The sequence below is a fragment of the Streptomyces sp. NPDC051740 genome (genome assembly GCF_044453165.1).
GTDB classification, from domain to species: Bacteria; Actinomycetota; Actinomycetes; order Streptomycetales; family Streptomycetaceae; genus Streptomyces; species Streptomyces atrovirens.
In genome coordinates this window covers 18,834-37,920 of the sequence record NZ_JBITCL010000002.1, presented here as the reverse complement: position 1 = coordinate 37,920, position 19,087 = coordinate 18,834, and the positions used below count along the sequence as shown (strand labels likewise).

General features: G+C 70.7%; 18 protein-coding genes, 3 tRNA genes and 6 pseudogenes. 16 read left to right on the top strand and 11 right to left on the bottom strand.

Annotation, left to right across the window (positions count from 1 at the left end; genetic code table 11):
- The first annotated feature begins 5 nt into the window (after positions 1-5).
- The 3 genes and pseudogenes from ACIA6T_RS03275 (at position 6) to ACIA6T_RS03265 (ending at position 1,685) form a co-directional block, all read left to right on the top strand.
- Positions 6-485 carry a PH domain-containing protein gene (locus ACIA6T_RS03275; protein WP_399444849.1) on the top strand — a complete coding sequence of 160 codons (480 nt, stop codon included), beginning with the start codon at positions 6-8 and terminating at the stop codon, positions 483-485.
- Between the two features lie 571 nt (positions 486-1,056).
- Positions 1,057-1,251: pseudogene (locus tag ACIA6T_RS03270) on the top strand (esterase); the annotation flags it as partial.
- 17 nt (positions 1,252-1,268) lie between these two features.
- On the top strand, positions 1,269-1,685 hold the full coding sequence (locus ACIA6T_RS03265) for a hypothetical protein (RefSeq protein WP_399444848.1): 417 nt from the start codon (positions 1,269-1,271) through the stop codon (positions 1,683-1,685).
- 357 nt (positions 1,686-2,042) lie between these two features.
- Here the strand turns inward: ACIA6T_RS03265 and ACIA6T_RS03260 are convergent.
- Positions 2,043-2,234, bottom strand: a pseudogene (locus tag ACIA6T_RS03260) (ATP-binding protein); the annotation flags it as partial.
- Here ACIA6T_RS03260 and ACIA6T_RS03255 point away from each other — a divergent pair.
- Positions 2,233-2,421 (top strand): annotated as a pseudogene (locus ACIA6T_RS03255) (DUF397 domain-containing protein); the annotation flags it as partial. The pseudogenes ACIA6T_RS03260 and ACIA6T_RS03255 sit on opposite strands and share 2 nt — an antisense overlap.
- 85 nt (positions 2,422-2,506) lie before the next feature.
- On the opposite strand, the gene ACIA6T_RS03250 reads toward ACIA6T_RS03255, so the two are convergent.
- Positions 2,507-2,893, bottom strand: coding sequence for a type II toxin-antitoxin system VapC family toxin (locus ACIA6T_RS03250; RefSeq protein WP_399445296.1), 387 nt, complete (start codon positions 2,891-2,893; stop codon positions 2,507-2,509).
- 21 nt (positions 2,894-2,914) lie between these two features.
- Entirely contained in the window at positions 2,915-3,136 is a 222-nt protein-coding gene (locus tag ACIA6T_RS03245) for a hypothetical protein (RefSeq protein WP_399444847.1), read from the bottom strand.
- A gap of 310 nt (positions 3,137-3,446) precedes the next feature.
- Here ACIA6T_RS03245 and ACIA6T_RS03240 point away from each other — a divergent pair, with 310 nt between their 5' ends.
- The 3 genes from ACIA6T_RS03240 to ACIA6T_RS03230 all read left to right on the top strand — a co-directional run bounded on the left by ACIA6T_RS03240 (position 3,447) and on the right by ACIA6T_RS03230 (position 4,630).
- The gene (locus tag ACIA6T_RS03240) at positions 3,447-3,824 is read left to right on the top strand and encodes a hypothetical protein (RefSeq protein WP_399444846.1); all 378 of its coding nucleotides are present in this window, start codon (positions 3,447-3,449) and stop codon (positions 3,822-3,824) included.
- Between the two features lie 166 nt (positions 3,825-3,990).
- Positions 3,991-4,566, top strand: coding sequence for a bifunctional DNA primase/polymerase (locus ACIA6T_RS03235; RefSeq protein ID WP_399444845.1), 576 nt, complete (start codon positions 3,991-3,993; stop codon positions 4,564-4,566).
- Positions 4,557-4,630: transfer RNA gene (locus ACIA6T_RS03230), tRNA-Lys, on the top strand. The genes ACIA6T_RS03235 and ACIA6T_RS03230 overlap by 10 nt, the downstream gene beginning before the upstream one ends.
- A 46-nt stretch (positions 4,631-4,676) precedes the next feature.
- Here ACIA6T_RS03230 and ACIA6T_RS03225 read toward each other — a convergent pair.
- Entirely contained in the window at positions 4,677-5,894 is a 1,218-nt protein-coding gene (locus ACIA6T_RS03225; protein ID WP_399444844.1) for a M6 family metalloprotease domain-containing protein, read from the bottom strand.
- A gap of 494 nt (positions 5,895-6,388) precedes the next feature.
- On the opposite strand from ACIA6T_RS03225, the gene ACIA6T_RS03220 reads away from it, so the two are divergent.
- Complete coding sequence (locus tag ACIA6T_RS03220; RefSeq protein WP_399444843.1) at positions 6,389-8,257, top strand: putative bifunctional diguanylate cyclase/phosphodiesterase; 1,869 nt, start codon at positions 6,389-6,391, stop codon at positions 8,255-8,257.
- Here the strand turns inward: ACIA6T_RS03220 and ACIA6T_RS03215 are convergent.
- The 3 genes and pseudogenes from ACIA6T_RS03215 to ACIA6T_RS03205 form a co-directional block, all read right to left on the bottom strand.
- Complete coding sequence (locus ACIA6T_RS03215; protein WP_399444842.1) at positions 8,233-9,333, bottom strand: LLM class flavin-dependent oxidoreductase; 1,101 nt, start codon at positions 9,331-9,333, stop codon at positions 8,233-8,235. The two genes, ACIA6T_RS03220 and ACIA6T_RS03215, sit on opposite strands and share 25 nt — an antisense overlap.
- 294 nt (positions 9,334-9,627) lie before the next feature.
- Positions 9,628-10,359 (bottom strand): aspartate/glutamate racemase family protein, encoded by a 732-nt coding sequence (locus ACIA6T_RS03210; RefSeq protein ID WP_399444841.1) that lies wholly within the window; start codon positions 10,357-10,359, stop codon positions 9,628-9,630.
- A pseudogene (locus ACIA6T_RS03205) lies at positions 10,356-10,631 on the bottom strand (decarboxylase); the annotation flags it as partial. The pseudogene ACIA6T_RS03205 and the gene ACIA6T_RS03210, both read right to left, overlap by 4 nt.
- Between ACIA6T_RS03205 and ACIA6T_RS03200 the strand changes: the two are divergent.
- Positions 10,632-10,856, top strand: a pseudogene (locus ACIA6T_RS03200) (amidase family protein); the annotation flags it as partial.
- Here the strand turns inward: ACIA6T_RS03200 and ACIA6T_RS03195 are convergent.
- Positions 10,853-10,984: pseudogene (locus ACIA6T_RS03195) on the bottom strand (DUF3830 family protein); the annotation flags it as partial. The pseudogenes ACIA6T_RS03200 and ACIA6T_RS03195 overlap by 4 nt on opposite strands.
- Before the next feature lie 97 nt (positions 10,985-11,081).
- Here ACIA6T_RS03195 and ehuB point away from each other — a divergent pair.
- The 6 genes from ehuB (at position 11,082) to ACIA6T_RS03165 (ending at position 15,252) form a co-directional block, all read left to right on the top strand.
- Entirely contained in the window at positions 11,082-11,996 is a 915-nt protein-coding gene (gene ehuB, locus ACIA6T_RS03190) for an ectoine/hydroxyectoine ABC transporter substrate-binding protein EhuB (RefSeq protein WP_399444840.1), read from the top strand.
- Entirely contained in the window at positions 11,993-12,706 is a 714-nt protein-coding gene (gene ehuC / locus ACIA6T_RS03185) for an ectoine/hydroxyectoine ABC transporter permease subunit EhuC (protein ID WP_399444839.1), read from the top strand. The genes ehuB and ehuC overlap by 4 nt, the downstream gene beginning before the upstream one ends.
- On the top strand, positions 12,706-13,356 hold the full coding sequence (gene ehuD, locus ACIA6T_RS03180; RefSeq protein WP_399444838.1) for an ectoine/hydroxyectoine ABC transporter permease subunit EhuD: 651 nt from the start codon (positions 12,706-12,708) through the stop codon (positions 13,354-13,356). Before ehuC ends, ehuD begins: the two co-directional genes overlap by 1 nt.
- On the top strand, positions 13,346-14,137 hold the full coding sequence (gene ehuA / locus ACIA6T_RS03175) for an ectoine/hydroxyectoine ABC transporter ATP-binding protein EhuA (protein WP_399444837.1): 792 nt from the start codon (positions 13,346-13,348) through the stop codon (positions 14,135-14,137). The genes ehuD and ehuA overlap by 11 nt, the downstream gene beginning before the upstream one ends.
- A gap of 195 nt (positions 14,138-14,332) precedes the next feature.
- On the top strand, positions 14,333-15,091 hold the full coding sequence (locus ACIA6T_RS03170) for an IclR family transcriptional regulator (protein WP_399444836.1): 759 nt from the start codon (positions 14,333-14,335) through the stop codon (positions 15,089-15,091).
- Positions 15,092-15,178: 87 nt separating this feature from the next.
- Positions 15,179-15,252: transfer RNA gene (locus tag ACIA6T_RS03165), tRNA-Lys, on the top strand.
- 50 nt (positions 15,253-15,302) lie between these two features.
- Here ACIA6T_RS03165 and ACIA6T_RS03160 read toward each other — a convergent pair.
- The 3 genes from ACIA6T_RS03160 to ACIA6T_RS03150 all read right to left on the bottom strand — a co-directional run bounded on the left by ACIA6T_RS03160 (position 15,303) and on the right by ACIA6T_RS03150 (position 18,604).
- A complete protein-coding gene (locus ACIA6T_RS03160) occupies positions 15,303-15,908 on the bottom strand; it encodes a lytic polysaccharide monooxygenase (protein WP_399444835.1) in 606 nt (201 codons plus the stop codon).
- 125 nt (positions 15,909-16,033) lie between these two features.
- On the bottom strand, positions 16,034-17,230 hold the full coding sequence (locus ACIA6T_RS03155) for an SPFH domain-containing protein (RefSeq protein ID WP_399444834.1): 1,197 nt from the start codon (positions 17,228-17,230) through the stop codon (positions 16,034-16,036).
- Between the two features lie 66 nt (positions 17,231-17,296).
- Positions 17,297-18,604: a peptidoglycan-binding protein gene (locus ACIA6T_RS03150; RefSeq protein ID WP_399444833.1), complete on the bottom strand. Its 1,308-nt coding sequence runs from the start codon at positions 18,602-18,604 to the stop codon at positions 17,297-17,299.
- A gap of 196 nt (positions 18,605-18,800) precedes the next feature.
- Here ACIA6T_RS03150 and ACIA6T_RS03145 point away from each other — a divergent pair.
- Positions 18,801-18,874 (top strand) — tRNA-Lys (locus ACIA6T_RS03145).
- Positions 18,875-19,087 lie beyond the last annotated feature (213 nt).

Genomic DNA, 19,087 nt, shown 5'->3' with positions numbered 1-19,087 from the left:
CGGCTGTGCCCGACATATGGATCGGTCTCGATACTCACGCCCGGCGTAGGAACTGGTGGTGGACCGGTTTCCTGACGCTCGTCCGCGTCGGTGCAGCGGCGGCAACGGCACTGTCCGCACAGGCCACGGACCGATGGTGGTGGGTTGGCGGCGTCGTCGTGTTCTGGCTGATCGCGTTCCTCTATATGGTCAACCGTGGACACGGGCGGACACTCCTCACGCCCCAAGGGATGGAGTTCCGTACCTTCGCCGGTCACAGAACGATCCGGTGGGACGAGATCGCCCGGATCGAGAAGCGACGCCACCAAACCCGGAGTGGCGAGTGGTGGGACGTGCGTGCTGTCCGGGTCCATGGACGGTCACTCACCGTTCCGGGCGTCTTCAGCAGCAGTCCATGGGATACCGACTTCGAGGAGAAGTTCACGATGATCCGCGAGTGCTGGTCTCGCGGTCGACGGTTGACGGTTCCGCCACCAAGCACCTGACACCGATCGCGCGAGGGAGCCTTTCTCATTCACTCACCCTCCCTCCCGGTCTTCGCGTAGCCGCCTCTCCCTCAGCACCCGCCCCCAGAGCATCCCCACTCCCAGCACAACCAGCGGCCCCACGGATTGAACCCAACCCCCTATCGCATGAGCGACAAAAGCGACGACCGCCGTGAGAATCGCCAGCACTATTACAGGTCCGACCAACCGCTTCCGCAGTCGATCCATATTCCACCCCTCATCCGCCATACCAGCCCCATTCGGACTTTCCGGGTATCTTTTCCGCCGCTAAGGGAGATCGCCCCAGGGGTTACCCATGAGAACCAACGTCAAGCCAGCCCCTTTTCATCGATTGAATCCACGTTGGACGATAATCGCCAGAACAGGAATGGTTATGGCGAGTGTAAAAACTTCAGACCCCGAGGGAAGGACAATGCCCCCCACTGCCGTCAGTAGCGCCGCACCGGAAAACAAACCGAACACGAAAGCCCACCCTTCGCGCCGGAAAACACTCCGAATCACATCGGCAAATTTCATATCGCCCAGTCAATCACGGGGCTACGTGGGAAGACCAGGCTCTTTCAGCAACCGTGCGTTCGCGGTCACCGATCCCGTCGCGATCCACTTCGGCGCCCCGAAAGCACAGGCGGCCGAACTCCCGCCCTCGAACGGCATCGGAACCGCAAGCCCTCTACCCCGCACGCACACCGTGCTGATCGGCGAGGTCGACGGCGTGCGCCCGCCCACCCCAGAGACGTCGGCGTCAGGTCTCACATGTTTCTGATGGGCACGTTGCTGGTCACGAGTCTGGTCACCGCGGCGGTGGGCGTCGTGGTGGTCCTCATCCTGCTGAGCCACCCGCCGCTGCCCGTGCCCAGGGTCTACGCGCTTGTCGCCCTGGTCCTGGCTTCCTCGGCGGTGGCGGTGTACTGCTACGGCTGGTTCTCCGTCACCACGGGCGGGCCTTTCCCCGAACTGTGCACGAGCCGGAACGGCGCCGGTGCCGACCTGGCGGCCATCAGGCAACAGTACTGGCCCCTTCGAAACGCCTGCGTGTACTCCGACGGGTCAACCGTGGAGTACGTCTCGATGTCGGTCACCGTGTTCGTATGCCTGCTGGCGGGTGCCGCCCTCGTCTCGGTCGGCACCTCCGTATACCTGCGCGAGCGAGTCGGAAAAACTTCTGGAGTGATCTCATGAACACCGATTTCTCGCGCCGCGCCCTGCTCAGAGCATTCACCGGTGTCACCACCGAAGCAACAAGGAAGCCCCGGCCACGTCGGATGTTGTTGGCGGCTCCCGTCGCCGTCCGGTGATTGGAGCATTCCTCCCGACATGACGCTCCCTATACGGTGTCGCGCTTGGAGAAAAGCTCCAATCATGGCGTCGGGGCGGGCGCCTGGCGGCCGGACGGCGGATTGGCCGGCAGCGTTGAACCGCTCCGGGTCCGGCCCGGTGGTCGCACCTTCACGCCGTGCGTCTCGCGGGCACCGGCGTCGCCCCCAGCTCGCACCAGATGTACTTGCCCTGGTCACCCTCCCGGGCCAGCGGTTGCTACCCCCACACGTCGGCGCAGGCCCTGACCAGTGCCAGCCCTCGCCCGTCCTCCCGGTCCACGGCCCGGTCGAGCGGCTGCGGCGGTTCCGGCGGGAGGGGGTCGGCGTCCCAGGCGCCGATCCGCAGGACGCCCGTACCCGACCAGTGGACGCGCAGGGCGGCGGGGCCCTTGGTGTGACGTACGGCGTTCGACTGGAAGAAGTCGTCCTACTCGGGTGGCGGCGAAGGCAACGCCTGCATAGAGATCGCCCACCGCCACCCCCGCATAGCCGTCCGCGACTCCAAGGCCCCGGAGCGGGCCGTGCTCACCTTCCCGGCCTCCGCGTTCATCGCGTTCACCGCGCACCTCGGAATCCTTGAGGTCCCCGGCGTCGAGTGACGTTGTCGACGGATCCAGCCGCAGAGCGGGCGATCGTCGACGCGACGCATCGGGCCCCGACCTGTGCGGTTTCGGCCGATCACGGCTACGGCAGCAGGGTGAAGGAGAAGGGGGCCATGGGGCGGACGACGCTGAAGTGGCGGCGATCGAGGGTGGCGATGGCATCCGCGCCGAGTCGTTCGGCGACGGCGAAGACGGAGGCGTCGACCGCGCCAAGGGGGAAGTCGGCGTACTTCTCCACCAACTCGACCATGCGGTCGATGTCCTGGGCCGCCAGGGGGATCAAGCTGATCTGTCCGGTACGGATGGACCGCAGAAAGGCGGCTTCCGCACGAGTGCCGTGCTCACGCTCCAAGAGGTAGCAGACCTCGGTGAGCACCGGATAGGGCACCAGCAGCGGACGGGGGGTGCGTCGCATCAGCTCGACGCAGCGGGCGTGGTCCTGGTCGTCGGCATCAGCGGCGGCGACCAGCGCCCCCGGTATACCAGATGATCACTCGGCTTCGCGCCCCATCTCCGCGCGGAGGATCTCACCGGAACGGGCACCCAGATCACCCTTGCCGCTCGACAGCGCGCCGACGAAGTCGGGCAGCGGCCATTCCTCCCCGCCCTCCTCGGCCGGAGTGCTCTCCCGCACAAGAGCCAGTATCGGTGCGACCTGCGACTCCGGCAGCCGGTCGATCAGCTCGTGCAGCTCTTCGCGCAAGGTGCTCATGACGCCAGGATAGGGACAACCCACACGGTGCGGCAGCCGATCGAGGGCGGACAAAGCCGAACACCCGCGTGACCCGACGGTCCGGAAGATGCGGGAACCGTTTCGCACGTTCACCGCGTTCATCACCCACCTCGGCACCCTTGAGGTCCCCGGCAAGGAATAGCGATCCATGCATACGGCCCGGACGACTGGGAAGCCATTCACGCGGTGCCCGGGGGCGTAGCCCTCAAGCCCTCTTGCGGGGCGCGGGACAATGGACGGTGGCCCGCCTGCCGGGGGGGTCGACCGCGACGTACGAAGGAGAAGTGTCATGGCGGAGCACACGCCGCGCCGGGAGCAGCCGCGGCTACGCCCCGCGCCCCTGCTGTTCGAGCCCGCGGAGGCGGCCTCGGATCCCGAGCACTTCTTCGACCTGGAGTCGATCGAGGATCCCCGTGCGCTGCTGGAGCGGGCGACCGAGCTGACGCTCGCGTTCCGTGCCGCCGCCGACCGGGCGACGGAGTTCCAGGCGGTGGCGGCGGCCCAGCTCTCCGACCCCCGCCGCTTCGACCGGCTGACGCCGGCGGACATCGCCGAGCGGGCCGAGTGGACCGAGGACTACGCGAAGAAGATGGTCGAGTTCGGCCGGGACCTGATGCGGGGTGGCGAGGGCGGCAACGGCGGCTCCGGGTACGCCGATCCCGTATAGCGTGTACGGCTCGTACGGGCCCGTACAGCGCGTACGGCCCGTACCACCCGCACAGACGCGCATGCGCATATGCCGGGTGGGCAAGATACCCCCTCCCCCGACCCCGCGTCCCCGATTCCCGCAACCCTGCGGAAGCGTTCCCTCACTCACGGTAGACCTGTCCGTCATGAGCAGCACACGGAATGTCTCCGACGTCAGTGGCGTCACCCCCGACGGTGCCGCCTGGCTCGCCTCGGCGGGTGCGTATCCGCGCAGCACGCTCTCGCACTGGGGGGAGCGGCCGGAGGCGCCGGCCGTGCTGCCCTGCGGTGTGGTCTTCGACGTGGTGAGCGTGCCCGCGATCTTCGGGCGGCGGATGCTGGACCGGATGTGGGCCGAGGGTCCGGGGTCGGGGCCGGTCGCGGAGTTCCGGGGGCGGATGCTGCTGTTCGCCGCGCCGGGTACGGCACAGCGGCTCCCGGCCCTCATGGAGTGGGAGGAGTGGGGTGCCCACGGCACGCGGACCGACGGTGTCCCGCCCCTGCTGTGCCACGGCTCCGGCGACGCGGTGACCGTCCCCGCGCCCACCTCCCGTTCCGGCTCCCGCTGGCTCGTCGCCCCGGACACCCGTCACCCCTGGCTGCCGGGCCCGGAGGTGCTGCTGTGGGCGGCCGTACGGGCGGCCCGCGCGGCCGTGCGGATTTCGATTTTTCCTCCCGCCGATCAGGGTGCTAATGTCTACGACGTCAGCAGGCGCCGCTAGCTCAGTTGGTTAGAGCAGCTGACTCTTAATCAGCGGGTCCGGGGTTCGAGTCCCTGGCGGCGCACGACACGGTGAAGGCCCCTCGCGGAAGCGAGGGGCCTTCGTCGCGTCTACCGTGTGGTGATCCTCACCGTCCACGCCCCCGACGGCGTACGTCCCTCCACCTCCACCCGTACGGTCGTCCCCGGCACCGTGAAGCTCTCGCCGAGGGCGACCGGGGCGTCGGCGAGCGGCGGATAGACCGAGTCCTCCCAGCACGCCTCGGTGTGCGGGTGGGCGTCGACGACCTCGATGGGGCCGCGTCCGGACCGGGTGCCGCTGCTCACCCCGTACACCAGCACCCCCTGCCGGCAGACCCTCGTGTCGTTGCCGACCGGTCCCCGGGCCTCGAAGGCGAGCGCGCTGTCGGGGCCGGTGCGCACCACCGCGAGCTTGGTGCCCCGGCCGAGGCCGAAGGGCGGCGCCCCGGCGGCGCCCGTCACCGGCGTCCCCGGCCCCGCCCCGAGCGGCTCCAGCGTCAGCCGTACCGGTCCCGCGTCCTGCACGCACCGCACCTGCCGGGGCTCCAGCCAGCCCAGCTTCCACTTGTGCCAGCCGAACAGGTCGGGCGCGAGGGCGAACTGGCTGCCCATGAGGTCCCAGTCGCCGACGTGGGTGTCCCAGTCGCCCTTGCCGTCCACGGGCCGGTGGTAGAGGTCGGGCAGGTCGAAGACGTGGCCGGTCTCGTGGGCGAGGACGAGCCGGTCCGGGGGGTGGTTCTCGAACACGGTGACGACCCGGCGGATGTCGGTGCCGTCGGCGCGCAGCGGGGTGTCCAGGTTGACGACCTTCGTGGCGTCGGAGTCCACGCCCGGCGCGTCCGGGTCGGCGACGAGGTACACGATGTCGTAGCGCGAGAAGTCGACGTGCCGGTCGGTCACGGCGAGCGCGTCCCGCAGGTAGGCGGCCCGGTGGGCGACGGTCCAGTCGCGCCGTATGGCGTACTCCGTGGAGGGGCGCGGCATGCGGAACCACTGCCGCAGGGGGTGCGGGCGCAGGGTGAACCTGCCGTAGGAGGCCCGCTCGAAGAAGTGGCTGGTGGCGGGGAAGTGGTCGGCGGCGAGTTCGGCGGGCGTGGTCAGGGGGTGGGAGTCGGGGAAGGAGAGGAACACCATCACCGCGTCCAGGCTCCGCGCGGGGCGGGGGTAGGCGGCGTTCCAGGTGTCCAGGCCCTCGGAGTGGTGGGCGGTGGTGCGGGTGAGGGCGCAGGGCGCCGCGGAGAAGGGCTCGGCGACGGAGGGGACGCTCACCATCGAGGTCGCCGCGAGCGCCGACATGGTGGTGCACATCGCGGCGGTGCTGCGCAGCCGGGGGCGTACACCCCATACGCCTGACGTACCCGGTGCGCCCGATGCACCCGATGTACCCGATCGGCCCAGCCGTCCCAGTCGCCGCCGAAGAGCCTCACGGCCGAGTCCTCTCGGGGTGAGCTGACGCGGCACAGGGACCTCCGGGAGACGGTTCACGGGACACCGCACCCAGACTGTGCGTATTTGTCGTACTACGCCCTGTTCGGCTGCACCGGACGAGTGAGAAACGCGGGTATCCGAGCGGGACCGGGCGGGACCGGCACCCCGCACACTCACGGAACGTCACAGCTGGTCGAAGGGGAGCAGAAGCCGTCCACCGGCGAGCAGAAACGGTCGGGCAGGGATGCGGATCCGCCCTGGAGACCGGACAGTGACTGGAAGGCCCCGGCGTGGGCCCTTATGATCGGCACACTTTCCTGAGACTCTGAGACTTTCTGCACGGACAGCGATCGAGTGCACTGCGGGAGCGAGCGGTGAGCGGAACGTCCGAAGGGCCGGCGCCCGCGGCGGAACTCAACCGGCCGACGGTCACAGAGAGTGAGATCACTACGTCTCCGCGTACGGAATCCCCGCCCCCGTCACCTCAGCCGTCCCCGTCACCTCAGCCGTCGCCGTCGTACCGCTCCGTCTTCACGGCCGCGCCGCTCGCCATGGCCGTGGTCGACCGCGAAGGCATGGTGACCGGCGCCAACGCGGCCCTCGCCACCCTGCTCGGCCGCGATCCGGAGAGCCTGCCCGGTGCCGTCGCCGCCGATCTGGTGGACCTGGCCTCCGACGCCCGCACCTGGCACGCCTACCGGGAGCTGCTGCGCGGACGGCGCTCCAGGCTGCGCTGCACCCGTCGGCTGAAGCACCCGGAGGGGCACGCGCTGTGGGTGCGGGTGACGGTCTCCCCGCTGCCCGCCGACGACGGGGGCGTGCTGCTGTCGGTCGCCGACATCGGCGACCAGCACGAGCTCCAGGCGCAGCTGCGCCACCTGCGGATGCACGACCCGGTGACCCGGCTGCCCAACCGCACCCTGTTCTTCGAACGGCTGACGGCCGCGCTGGAGGCGGAGCCGTACGAGGAGGGCGGCACCGGCCGGATCGGGCTGTGCTACCTCGACCTGGACGGGTTCAAGGCGATCAACGACACCCTGGGCCACCGCGTCGGCGACCAGCTCCTTGCCGCCGTCGCCGAGCGGCTCAAACAGTGCGCGAAGGACGCGGCCAGGACCGGCACCCCGCTGGTCGCCCGGCTCGGCGGGGACGAGTTCGCGCTGCTGGTCGAGGACTCCACCGGCACCGAACAGCTCGCCGACCTCGCCGAGTCGCTGCTCGACGCGATCCAGGCGCCCTTCGACCTCTCCGGGCGCAGGCTGTCGGTGTCGGCGTCGATCGGGGTGGTCGAGCGGCATGCCGCCGGGACCACGCCCACCGCGCTGATGCAGGCCGCCGATACGACGCTGTACTGGGCGAAGGCCGACGGCAAGGCCCGCTGGACGCTGTTCGACCCGGAGCGCAACGCCTCCCGCGTGACCCGCCAGGCCCTCGCCTCCACGCTGCGCCCGGCCATCGACCGGGGTGAGTTCGCGCTGGAGTACCAGCCGCTGGTGGGCATGGAGGACGACCGGGTGCACGGCGTGGAGGCGCTGATCCGCTGGCACCATCCGCGGTTCGGCACGCTGACGCCGAATCGGTTCATCTCACTGGCGGAGGAGGACGGCTCGATCGTGCCGCTCGGCCGCTGGGTGCTGCGCACCGCCTGCCGGCAGGCCCGTGACTGGCAGGTGGAGCACCCGGACGAGCCGCCGATCTTCGTCAGCGTGAACGTGGCGGTCCGGCAGGTGTGGGACTCCGACCTGGTGGCGGACGTCGCCGACACCCTGAAGGAGACGGGCCTCGCGCCGGAGCTGCTGCAACTGGAGCTGACCGAGTCGGCGGTGATGGGGTCGTCCGGCCGGCCGATCCAGGCCCTGAAGGCGCTCAGCGACATGGGCGTACGCATCGCCATCGACGACTTCGGCACCGGCTACTCGAACCTGGCCTACCTCAGCCGGCTGCCGGTGTCGGTGCTGAAGCTGGACGGCTCCTTCGTACGGGGCTTCCAGTACGAGGAGCGCGCCGCCGCCCCGCCGAACCCGGCGGACGAGGTCATCGTCGAGGCGATGGTGCAGCTCGCCCACCGGCTCGGTCTGACGGTCACCGCGGAGTGCGTGGAGACCTCGGCGCAGGCGACGAGGCTGCGCCGGATCGGGTGCGACACCGGTCAGGGGTGGCTGTACTCCCGTCCGGTGTCGCCGGACCGCATCTCCGAGCTGCTGGGCACGCCCGGGGTTCAGGCGGGCGTGGGCAATCCGTAGGCGTCGGCCACCAGTTCGTAGGAGCGCAGGCGTACGTCGCCGCCGTGGGCGTTGGCGGTGAGCATCAGCTCGTCGGCGCCGGTGCGCTTCTGCAGGTCGTCGAGGCCGGCGCGGACCTCGTCGGGGGTGCCGTGGATGACGTTGGCGTTCCAGGAGTCGACGAACTCCCGCTCCATGGGGCTGAAGTCGTACGCCTCCGCCTCCTCCGGGGTGGGGACCAGGCCGGGGCGGCCGGTGCGCAGCCGGACCATGTTGAGCGCGGCGGCCAGCACCTGGCGGCGGGCCTCCTTCTCGTCGTCCGTGGCGAGCGCGGAGACGCCGATGAGGGCGTAGGGCGCGTCGAGGACCTCGCTGGGGCGGAAGGTCTCGCGGTAGAGGTCCAGGGCGGGGACGGTGTTCTGGGCCGAGAAGTGGTGGGCGAAGGCGAAGGGCAGGCCGAGCATGCCGGCCAGCCGGGCGCTGAAGCCGGAGGAGCCGAGCAGCCAGACCGGCGGGCGGTGCGGGGACTGCACACCGCCGGGTGACGTCGCCTGGACCGGGCCGGGGACGGCGTGGATGCGGCGGTAGGGGTGGCCGTCGGGGAAGTCGTCGTCGAGGAAGCGGGTGAGCTCGGCGAGCTGCTGGGGGAAGTCGTCGGCGCCCTCGTTGAGCCGGTCGCTGCGGCGCAGGGCGGCCGCGGTGGCGCCGTCGGTGCCGGGGGCACGGCCGAGGCCGAGGTCGACGCGGCCCGGCGCCATGGCCTCCAGGGTGCCGAACTGCTCGGCGATGACCAGCGGCGCGTGGTTGGGCAGCATCACCCCGCCGGAGCCCAGGCGGATGCGCCCGGTGTGCGCGGCGAGGTGCGCCAGGATCACGGCGGGCGAGGAGGAGGCCACCCCGGGCATGGAGTGGTGCTCGGCGACCCAGTAGCGGTGGAAGCCGCGGGACTCGGCGAGGCGTGCGATGTCCACGCTGGTCCGCAGGGCGTCGGTGGCGGTCCGGCCCGCGCCGACGGTCACCAGGTCCAGCACGGAGAGCGGGACGGGTGCGGTGCCGTGGGCGGTGCCCCGGATCTCCTCTGCGGCGTCTGCGGCCATGGTGGGGTGCCTCCTGTGGGGTGTGACGTTCGCTGCGCGAGGTAACAGGAGACGGTCCCCGGTTATTCCCTCCCCTTCTCCGGCACCCGGCGATGTGCGCGCCCGACGATCATGCGATACGATCATCTTGCTCGCTGAGGGGGTCGCCCCCCGACAGTGGACACGCGTTGGTGGTCCAAGGAAAGACGCCCCACTTCCTGTGGGGAGATGCAGGTGCAAGGCCTGCCCGGCGCTCGATCGGAACCCCGGCCCGCGGAAGCGGGACCGGGGTTCTTCCGTGTGCGGGACGAACGGTCAGACCTGGACGATCGGCTCCCGGGTGAACAGCGCGCCCAGTTCCGGGGCGTTCACCCTGCGGTCCGCCAGCCTCAGGGCCTCCCAGACCGTGACCTGGTTGGCGGTCAGGACCGGCTTGCCCAGCTCCTTCTCCAGGGCGGGGATGTGCGCCACCGTGTGCAGGGCCGTGTCCGGCAGCAGCAGCGCGTCCGCGTCCGGGGTGTCGGCCGCGCGGGCCAGGGCGGACAGCTCCTCCTCGCCCCAGGTGCCGACCTCCGCCGCCGTGACGATCCCGGAGCCGCGCACCCCGGTCACCTCCACGCCGCCGGCCCGCAGGAACTCGGCGAAGAGCACGGCCACGTCGTCCGGGTAGGTCGCGCCGACGGCGACCCGCCGCGCCCCGACCTCCCGCGCCGCGTGCACGAAGGCGAACGACGTCGACGACGCCGGCAGGCCCGCCGCCCGGGCGAGGCCCCGCACCTGCTCGTGGGCGCCCTCCCAGCCGTGCACGAAGCTGCCGCTGGTACAGGCCCACACCACCGCCTCGGCGCCCGAGAGGCGCAACTGCTGCAGGCCCGCCGCCAGCCGCTCGGGCGCGCCCATCCGCAACAGCGCGTCCACCCGGTGCGCGTCCTCACCGACGTCGGTGTGCACCAGGTCCACCCGGATGTCGCTGCCCAGCAACTGCTCGATACGCGGATAGTCGTCCTCTGCGAAGTGGCCCGGGTAGAGGAATCCCAGTGCGGTCATGTCCAGCCTTCCTGCTGCTTCTCTTCCGGCACGCCCGGCACGCCCGGAAGTACGGAGCCGGACGCCTGGCCCGGCAGTACGGTCCCGGAGCGTGCCGACGCGTCGATCAGCGCCTGATACGGTCCCACCGCTCGGGTACCCAATCGGCGCAACGCCGCCCACACGGTCACCTGGCTGGCCGAGATGACCGGTATGCGCGGTTCGGCTTCGAGCTGCGGGATGACGTCGTAGGTCGGCAGGTTGGTGCAGGAGAGGAACAGCGCGTCCGCCGCGCGGGGGTGCCGAAGGGGTCCGGGCATCAGCGGTGGACGGGGTGGACGCCGTTCACGTACCCGTTCAGCATGACTCAGCGGCCGGCGGCGACCGTGCCGGTGGGGGGCGACGGGGACGGGCTGCCCGTCGGGCTGCGGCTGGTAGCCGCCCGGCACCGGGACGATCTGGTGCTGCGGGGTGCGCACGCGCTGTACGGGACGGGGGGCGGGCACGTCGGCCGGTAGACGTCGCCGGACAACGGGAGGGATTTCCAGACGGCTTCGCAGGTGATCGGCGCCCGGTCGTCGAGCAGTCGGGCCGTGCAGCTGATGTCACGCCTGACCAGGGAGATCTCGAGATATCGGTCTGCCATGTCCCCCATCGTCCCGCGCCGGTCAAGACCGCCCGGCCGCCGGACGGGGCCGAAACTGGCCGGAATAACCCGCATCGCTTCGGGTAGCCGCGCCGCCATGGCTCCACCACTACAACCACTGAGACGATTCCGAGAAACCTCCGGGCCCTCACGTCGGTCGCTGCTCGCGGGGGTCGCGGCGCTCGGCGCGCTGGGTGCCGCGGGCTGTTCCCGCGTGCCCACGGCGGCGGCCACGGGCGGCGGTGACCTGCTCGACCGGCTCAAGGCCGCGGGCGTCGTCCGTCTGGGCATAGCCGGCGAGATCCCGTTCGGTTACATCGACAGGAACGGCGATCTGACCGGCGAGGCACCGGAGCTGGCCAAGGTCGTCTTCAAACGGCTCGGCGTGGACCGGGTGCAGCCCGTGCCCACCGAGTTCGGCTCGCTCATACCCGGGCTGAACTCGCAGCAGTTCGACGTCGTGGCCGCCGGGATGTACATCAACCCGGACCGCTGTCAGCAGGTCATCTTCTCCGACCCCGACTACCAGATGCTCGACTCGTTCATCGTGCGCAAGGGCAACCCGAAGGGCCTGCACGACTACCGGGACGTCGTCGAGAAGAAGGCGAAGTTCGCCACCGGCACCGGGTACGCGGAGATCGCGTACGCCGTCGAGGCCGGGTACGCGGAGAGCGACATCCTGATCGTCCCCGACCAGGTGGCCGGCCTGAACGCCGTCGAGGCAGGACGCGCCGACGTCTTCGCCGGGACCGCCCTCACCACCCGCGAAGTGGTGAAGAAGTCCCGCAAGGCCGAGGTGACGGAGGCCTTCAAGCCGATCGTCGACGGGAAGCCGCACGTCGACGGCGGCGGCTTCGCCTTCCGGCCGAACGAGACCCGCCTGCGGGACGCCTTCAACGCCGAACTGCGCAAGCTGAAGGACAGCGGCGAGCTCCTCCGGATCCTCAAGCCCTTCGGTTTCACCGAGGACGAGATGACGGACATGACCGCGAAGGAGCTCTGCGGCGGATGACATCGGGACTCTGGGAACGCGTACTCGAGGGTGTCTGGGTCACCGTCCAACTGCTCGTGCTCAGCGCGCTGCTGGCGACGGCGGTCTCCTTCGTCGTGGGCGTCGCGCGCACCCACCGGCTGTGGATCGTCCGCTTCCTCGCCGGCTTCTACACCGAGGTGTTCCGCGGGACCTCGGCCCTTGTGATGATCTTCTGGGTGTTCTTCGTGCTGCCCCCGGCCTTCGGCTGGCAGCTGGTGCCGCTGTGGGCGGGCACGCTGGCACTCGGTCTGACCTACGGGGCGTACGGCTCGGAGATCGTGCGCGGCGCCCTCGCCGCGGTCGACCCGGCCCAGCGTGAGGGCGGTATCGCGCTCAGCTTCACGCCCTGGCAGCGGATGAAGCTGATCCTGCTGCCGCAGGCGGTGCCGGAGATGATCCCGCCGTTCTCCAACCTGCTGATCGAGCTGCTCAAGGGCACCGCCCTGGTGTCGGTCATGGGCATGGGCGACCTGGCGTTCAGCGCCAACCTGGTGCGCCTGGCGCTGCAGGAGAGCGCGGAGATCTACACGTACGTCCTGCTGATCTACTTCGTGATCGCCTTCCTGCTGACCCGCCTGATGCGCGGTCTGGAGAAGAAGCTGAAGGCGGGGGTCGGCAAGGCTCCGGTCCGTGACGCGGACGTGGAGCCGAAGCGGCCCGAGACGACCAACGTGGGAGGTGCCGTCTGATGGAGTGGGACTGGAGCGCGGTCTCCGACTTCATGCCGCACTTCTGGGACGGTCTGCTGGTCACCCTGCAGATCCTGGTCCTCGGTTCGCTGATCTCGTTCGTGCTGGGCCTGGTGTGGGCGCTGCTGACGCGGGTGCCGACGCGCTGGGTGACCTGGCCGGTGGGCGCGGTGACGGAGTTCGTCCGCAACACCCCGCTGCTGGTGCAGCTGTTCTTCCTGTTCTACGTGCTGCCCGAGTGGGGGGTCACCTTCTCGGCGCTGACCACCGGTGTCTTCGCCATCGGGCTGCACTACTCGACGTACACGATGCAGGTCTACCGCGCGGGCATCGAGGCCGTGCCGGTGGGCCAGTGGGAGGCGGCGACGGCGCTGAACCTGCCGCTGCGCCGGACGTGGACCGCGGTGATCCTGCCGCAGGCCGTGCGCAGGGTGGTGCCCGCGCTCGGCAACTACGTCATCTCGATGCTGAAGGACACGCCGCTGCTGATGGCCATCACCGTGCTGGAGATGCTCGGTGAGGCGCGGCTGTTCTCGCAGCAGAACTTCCAGTTCACCGAGCCCCTGACGGTGATCGGCCTCGCCTTCGTCGTCATCTCCTACCTGGCCTCCCTTGCCCTGCGAGCCCTGGAGCGACGCCTTGTCCACTGACACCCACACCCCGTTCGACAAGAAGCCCGAGAGCCCGAGGGGCAGCGGCGAGCTGATCCGGCTCGAGCAGGTCACCAAGCGGTTCGGGAACCACACGGTCCTGGACCACCTGGACTTCTCCGTGGACGTCGGCAAGCACGTCACGCTGATCGGTCCGTCCGGTTCGGGCAAGACCACGATCCTGCGGCTGCTGATGACGCTGCTGAAGCCGGACGAGGGCACGATCACCGTCGACGGGGAGCAGCTGTTCCCGGCGCCGGAGAAGCGGGTCCGCGAGGTCCGCAAGAAGATCGGGATGGTGTTCCAGCAGTTCAACCTGTTCCCGAACATGACGGTGCTGCGGAACATCACCGAGGCTCCGGTCACCGTGCTCGGCATGTCCAAGGACGCGGCCGAGGAGCGGGCGCGGGAGTTGCTGGAGATGGTCGGCCTGACCGACCACCTCGGCAAGCGCCCCGGGCAGCTGTCCGGCGGTCAGCAGCAGCGGGTGGCGATCGCGCGGGCGCTGGCGATGCGGCCGCAGGTGCTGCTGCTCGACGAGGTGACCTCGGCGCTCGACCCGGAGCTGGTCGCGGGCGTGCTGGACGTGCTGCGGGACATCGCCCGTTCCACCGACATCACCATGCTCTGCGTGACCCACGAGATGAACTTCGCCCGGGACATCTCCGACCAGGTGCTGATGTTCGACCAGGGCCGGATCATCGAGGCGGGCGCGCCGGAGAAGATCTTCAGCGAGCCGGAGCACGACCGGACACGGGAATTCCTCAGCGCGGTGCTGTAGCCACGGGCCGTGAGCGGGGCAATACCCGAGGCAGGAAAACTGGGTCAGCCCCCTGGCATATGCCAGGGGGCCGGCGCCGCAGATGAGGGGGCCGCGTTCTTGTCAACCCCCGCTTCCACTAGGCCGTTCGACGGCTATCGTGGAAGCGATTCGCTGACCGGATTGCGGCCCCATACGCGAGCGCAGGGGGAAACCGTGGCGCTGAGGCACGAGCCGACCGCGTCGTACCACCCGGTCCAGGACGCGCTGCGCGTCCTGGAGACGGTGGCGCGGCACACCACAGGAGTCACCGACACCGACATCGCCCGCGAGACCGGCCTCACCGCGGAGCGGCTGACCACGCTGCTGCGGATGCTGCGCCGCGAGGCCTACGTCGAGCAGATCGCCGACGGCGCGTACGTCACCGGAGTGGCCTTCGCCCGCCTGGGCGCCGCCGAGGGACACGAGGAGGCGCTGCGCGAGAAGCTCCAGCGCACCCTGGACCGGCTCCGCGACCGGGTGGGCGCCGCCGTCTACATCAGCCGGTACGTCGACGGCGAGGTCGAGGTCACCCAGTACGCCGACGGCCCGGCCACCCCGAAGGTCAACGAGTGGGTGGACTTCCGTCACTCCGCGCACGCCACCGCGGTGGGCAAGAGCCTGCTCACCCAGCTCGACCACGACGGCCGGCGCGACCACCTCGCCCGGCACCGGATGGCCCGGCTCACCTCGCGCACCATCACCAGTGACACGCTGCTGCTCTCCCGGCTGGCGGCGCAGCCGCCCACCGTGCCGGTCCTCGACCTCCAGGAGTACGCGGTCGGCACGGTCTGCGCGGCCGTCCCGATCACGGCCGGCTCCTCGGTGGGCTGTCTGGCGCTGTCCCTGCCCCTCGCGCACGCCCACCGTCTGCGCCGGGCCGCCGAGACGCTCAACCGGAGCGCGGCCCCGGTGCTGCTGTCGCTGACGATCTAGCGTGCCCGGGCGGCGGTACGGACCACCCCCGTGAACCGGGTAGTATTTTCTCTGTCGCCGCCCGCGAAAGCGGACGGCGGGAGTCATGCGCCGCTAGCTCAGTTGGTTAGAGCAGCTGACTCTTAATCAGCGGGTCCGGGGTTCGAGTCCCTGGCGGCGCACCTGGAAGGGCCTCTCGTGGGAGCGAGAGGCCCTTTGACGTGTCCGGGGATCAGAACGTCACGTCGGAGCAGGCGTAGAACGCGTTGCCCGTGTCATGGACCGTCCACACCGCGAGGATCACGTGGTGCCCGCTGAGCCCGGACGGCAGCCGGCCGCTGTGCGACAGGGTCTGCGGCGGACGCTGTCCGTTGTAGGGCACGGTGAGGAACGGGGTGAGGTCGAGGTCGGACCGGGACAGCCCGTGGTCCTGGTTCCAGCCCGGCTTGGTGACGTAGTACCTGAAGTCGGTGGTGGCGTGCATCGCCGTGAACTGCCACCGGAAGGTGTAGTTCTGGCCGCCGGACACCCGGGTCGTGGGCCAGGCGCCGCCCGAGGGGGTCTTCGGGCTGTCGAGCTGGGCGAACGGCGCGTTGCCCGCGGAACAGAGCCGCCCGTCGGCGGGACCCGAGGCGGGGAAGCCCTTCGGCCCCTCGACGCTCTGCGGCTCCCACTGGATGGATCCGCAGTTGGCCACCGAGCCGTTCTGGCAGAGCTTCTGCCGGCTGACCGGCAGATCCGTGTAGCCGTGGCCGCTGGCACCACCGGAGGAGAGCACGAGTGCTCCGGTCGTGGCCAGCCCCACCGCGGCTGCGTACGTCTTGGTCCTTGTGCGCATGCTGCTGCTCCTGGTGAACGTGGGGGAGTTTCCGTGAGCCGTGCAGGTAGGTCTAGACCAAGTCTGAGATTATGGGCGCAGATTGAACATGTCCATACCAATCGCAGGGTCTGTTCCCCCGCCGTTCACGGCCCCGTCTCCCCCCGTCCCGCGCAGAACGCCACCGTCAGGTCCTTCACCAGCGCCTTGCGTTCGTAGTCGTCCAGCTCCACCAGCCCCCGCGTGGTCAGCCGGGTCACCGTGTCCTCCACCGAGTCCACGACCGAGCCGAGCACGCTCGCCCGGTGCTGGGCGTCCAGCGCGGCGATCCGGCGCCGGTGCATCGCGGCGGCCACCTCGGGCGCGTACTCCACCCGGACCGGCCGCACCGCGAACACCTCCACCCCCACCGGCGCGGCGTCCGCCGCCACCAGCCGGGTCAGCGCGTCCTGCGCCGCCTCCACCGCGCCCCTGCCCGCGCCCGGCGCCGCCACCGGCACCCGCACCAGCGCCGCCTCGACGCACGCGCGCAGGTACGCCTCGTGGTCCTCGACGCCCAGTGTCGCCCGCGCGGTGTCCCGCACCCGCCACACCACCAGTACGGCCACCCGCAGCGCGACCCCGCTGCGGTCGGCCGCCCGCACCGGCTCACCGCGCCAGTGCCGCAGCCGCACGTCGACCCGGCGGCGCAGCAGCAGCGGGTTGACCCACATCAGCCCGGTCCGCCGGACGGTCCCCCGGTAACGGCCGAACAGGCCGAGCACCCAGGCCCGCCCGGTCCGCCCGCGGGCCAGCCCGCCGAACCCGACCAGGCCGAGCGCCCCGGCCCCCGCGTACGCCGCCCACTGCGCGGGGCCGAGCCCCGCCGCACCGGCGCGCGCCTCCGGCCCGAGCGCCTGGGCCACCAGCGGCGGCAGCACGCCCGCCCACCACGAGGTGACCGCGCAGCCGGCCACCCCGCACATCCCGGCGAGCACCCCCGCGAGGCCGGGCAGCACCCGCGCGGGCCGCTCCACCAGCTCGGGGTCGACCCGCGGGACGACCGACCGGGCCCGCTCTCCCGTTCCCCGGCCCTGGGGAACCTTCCCGTCCGCGTCCGCCCGGCGGGCGACGACCGCCGGCCGCAGCCGCACCGGCGCCGGCTCGGGGGCGTCGCGGAACAGCAGGTGGACGGGGATCTCGGTGGTGGACCCGGTGTGGATCAGCCGGACCGGCCGGGCAGCCGCCGAGCCGTCCGAAGGGCTGTCCGGACGGCTGTCCGGGGAGCCGTCCGGACAGCCGGCGTCCGCCGGCCCCTTGGGCTCGGGGATGTTCTCAGGAATCGGGGATGTCGTCGTGGTCATGCGGGCCTCCAGCCTCCGCGCCAGATGCGTCACACCGGTCACTTCCAGGGATGCCGTGAAGGGACGTCACGAGAGGAAGAGCCGCCGCCAGGTCTCCGGCCCCGGAAAGCCGTCCGCCGCTCCGCCGCGCCAGCCCTGGGCCCGCTGGAAGGCCTCCACATTGCGGCGGTCGGCCTCGCTCCAGCGCGGTCCCGGGCCCTTCGTGTAGTACCGGCCGAACCCCTTCTCCACCAGTTGTCTCCCGAGCCGCGTGACATGGTCGTTGACGGCGCCCGGCCGGAACGACGCCCGGCCCGGATAGCCCGGCACCCCGGGCGAACCGGAAGCGGAATCTCCACTTTGGACGTCCCGGCCCCCGCCGGTCACCAGCAGCTCCCAGGTCAGCGGCCCCGGCAGCCCGTCCGCCGCCGCGCCCCGCCACCCCTGGGCCTCCTGGAACGCCCGGGTCGCCCCGCGGTCCGCGTCCGTCCAGCGCGGTCCGGAAGGAGTGGGGTAGAAGCGCCCGGCACCGCGGGCGGCGAGCATCCGGCCGAGCTCGGCGACGTACTCGTTCTCCGCGCCGGGGCCGAAATACGCCGCTCCGGGGAACGGGATCCGGCCTGTCGGGAGGGACGCCCCCGCCCCCGCCGCACCGTCGGTCACCCCCTTGTAGCGGTACGGGACATAGCGCGCGGAGTTGTTCCAGTAGGCGTACGGGGTGGTCTTCCGACGGGTGTGCGGCGCGGTCTGTTCGTAGGCGACGTACTGGGATCGGGTGGTGTCCGTCCAGCCGCCGAAAAGGACCACATGTGATCCGCCGTACGGGTCGGCCGCATTGTGGAACAGCAGCATGTCGCCCGGCTGGAGTTCGTCCTTGGTGATTCTCTCGGCGTATTTCCCGAGGCTGCCGGTCCATTCGTTCCCGGGCAGTCGCCAGGCCATCGAGACATAACCCGAACAGTCCTGCCGGTAACCGTCGGACCAGTAGGACCCCACGCCGTACGGAACCTTCCGGGTGACCCAGTTCCGGGCCCGCTCGACGATGTCCGCGCGGGTGATCGCGGGCACCCGCGCGGGGCGTGCGGGGCTCGCGGGCCGGACCGCCTGACCGCCGGGACCGTGCAGCGGAGCCCGCGTCCCCTGCGGGGTGCCCGGTTCGTCACCTGCGGGAACGTCCGGACCGGCGGGCCGCTGGACCTGGGGGACGGCGACCGCGGGCGCGGCGACCGCGGCCGACGCCGCGACGGCCGCGACGAGAGCGGTCCGGTGCGCCGCCGCCGGGTGGCCGGGAAAGCGGCCGGTCCGGGAATGCGGCAGAACGCGCCGCCAGTGCGCGCAGCCGGGGCAGTCGCAGTCGTCCCCCGGATCGATTTCCTCGAATACCGGAGACTCCATGCGATTCCCCTCACACTCCCGGTCGATTTCACCACGTCCGTGCACGACGGTCAGTTTCGCAACCGTCCCCCGCACGCGCATGTTGACGGTCCGAACGATGTACGGGCGGCGGGACCGGGAGTGATCCATGATCCGCGCCCGGCCGCCGGCGGTCGGGAGCACCCGCCGGGGTCCTGTAGAGTTACGCCGTCAGCGCGCGCCGCTAGCTCAGTTGGTTAGAGCAGCTGACTCTTAATCAGCGGGTCCGGGGTTCGAGTCCCTGGCGGCGCACCGACCCGACGGGCTCCTCGTGCATACGAGGGGCCCGTCGGTTTTTGGCTGAATACCTCCTCGCGGCCGTTGAACGCAGCACACTCGGCGCACGTATGCAACATCGGCCCCACGGCTCTTCCCCACGGTTCACAATGATCCCGTATCACCGGTGAACACCGTGTTTCGTATCTTGCGATCATGATGGGCACCGTAGAACCTGGGTTCTTCGAG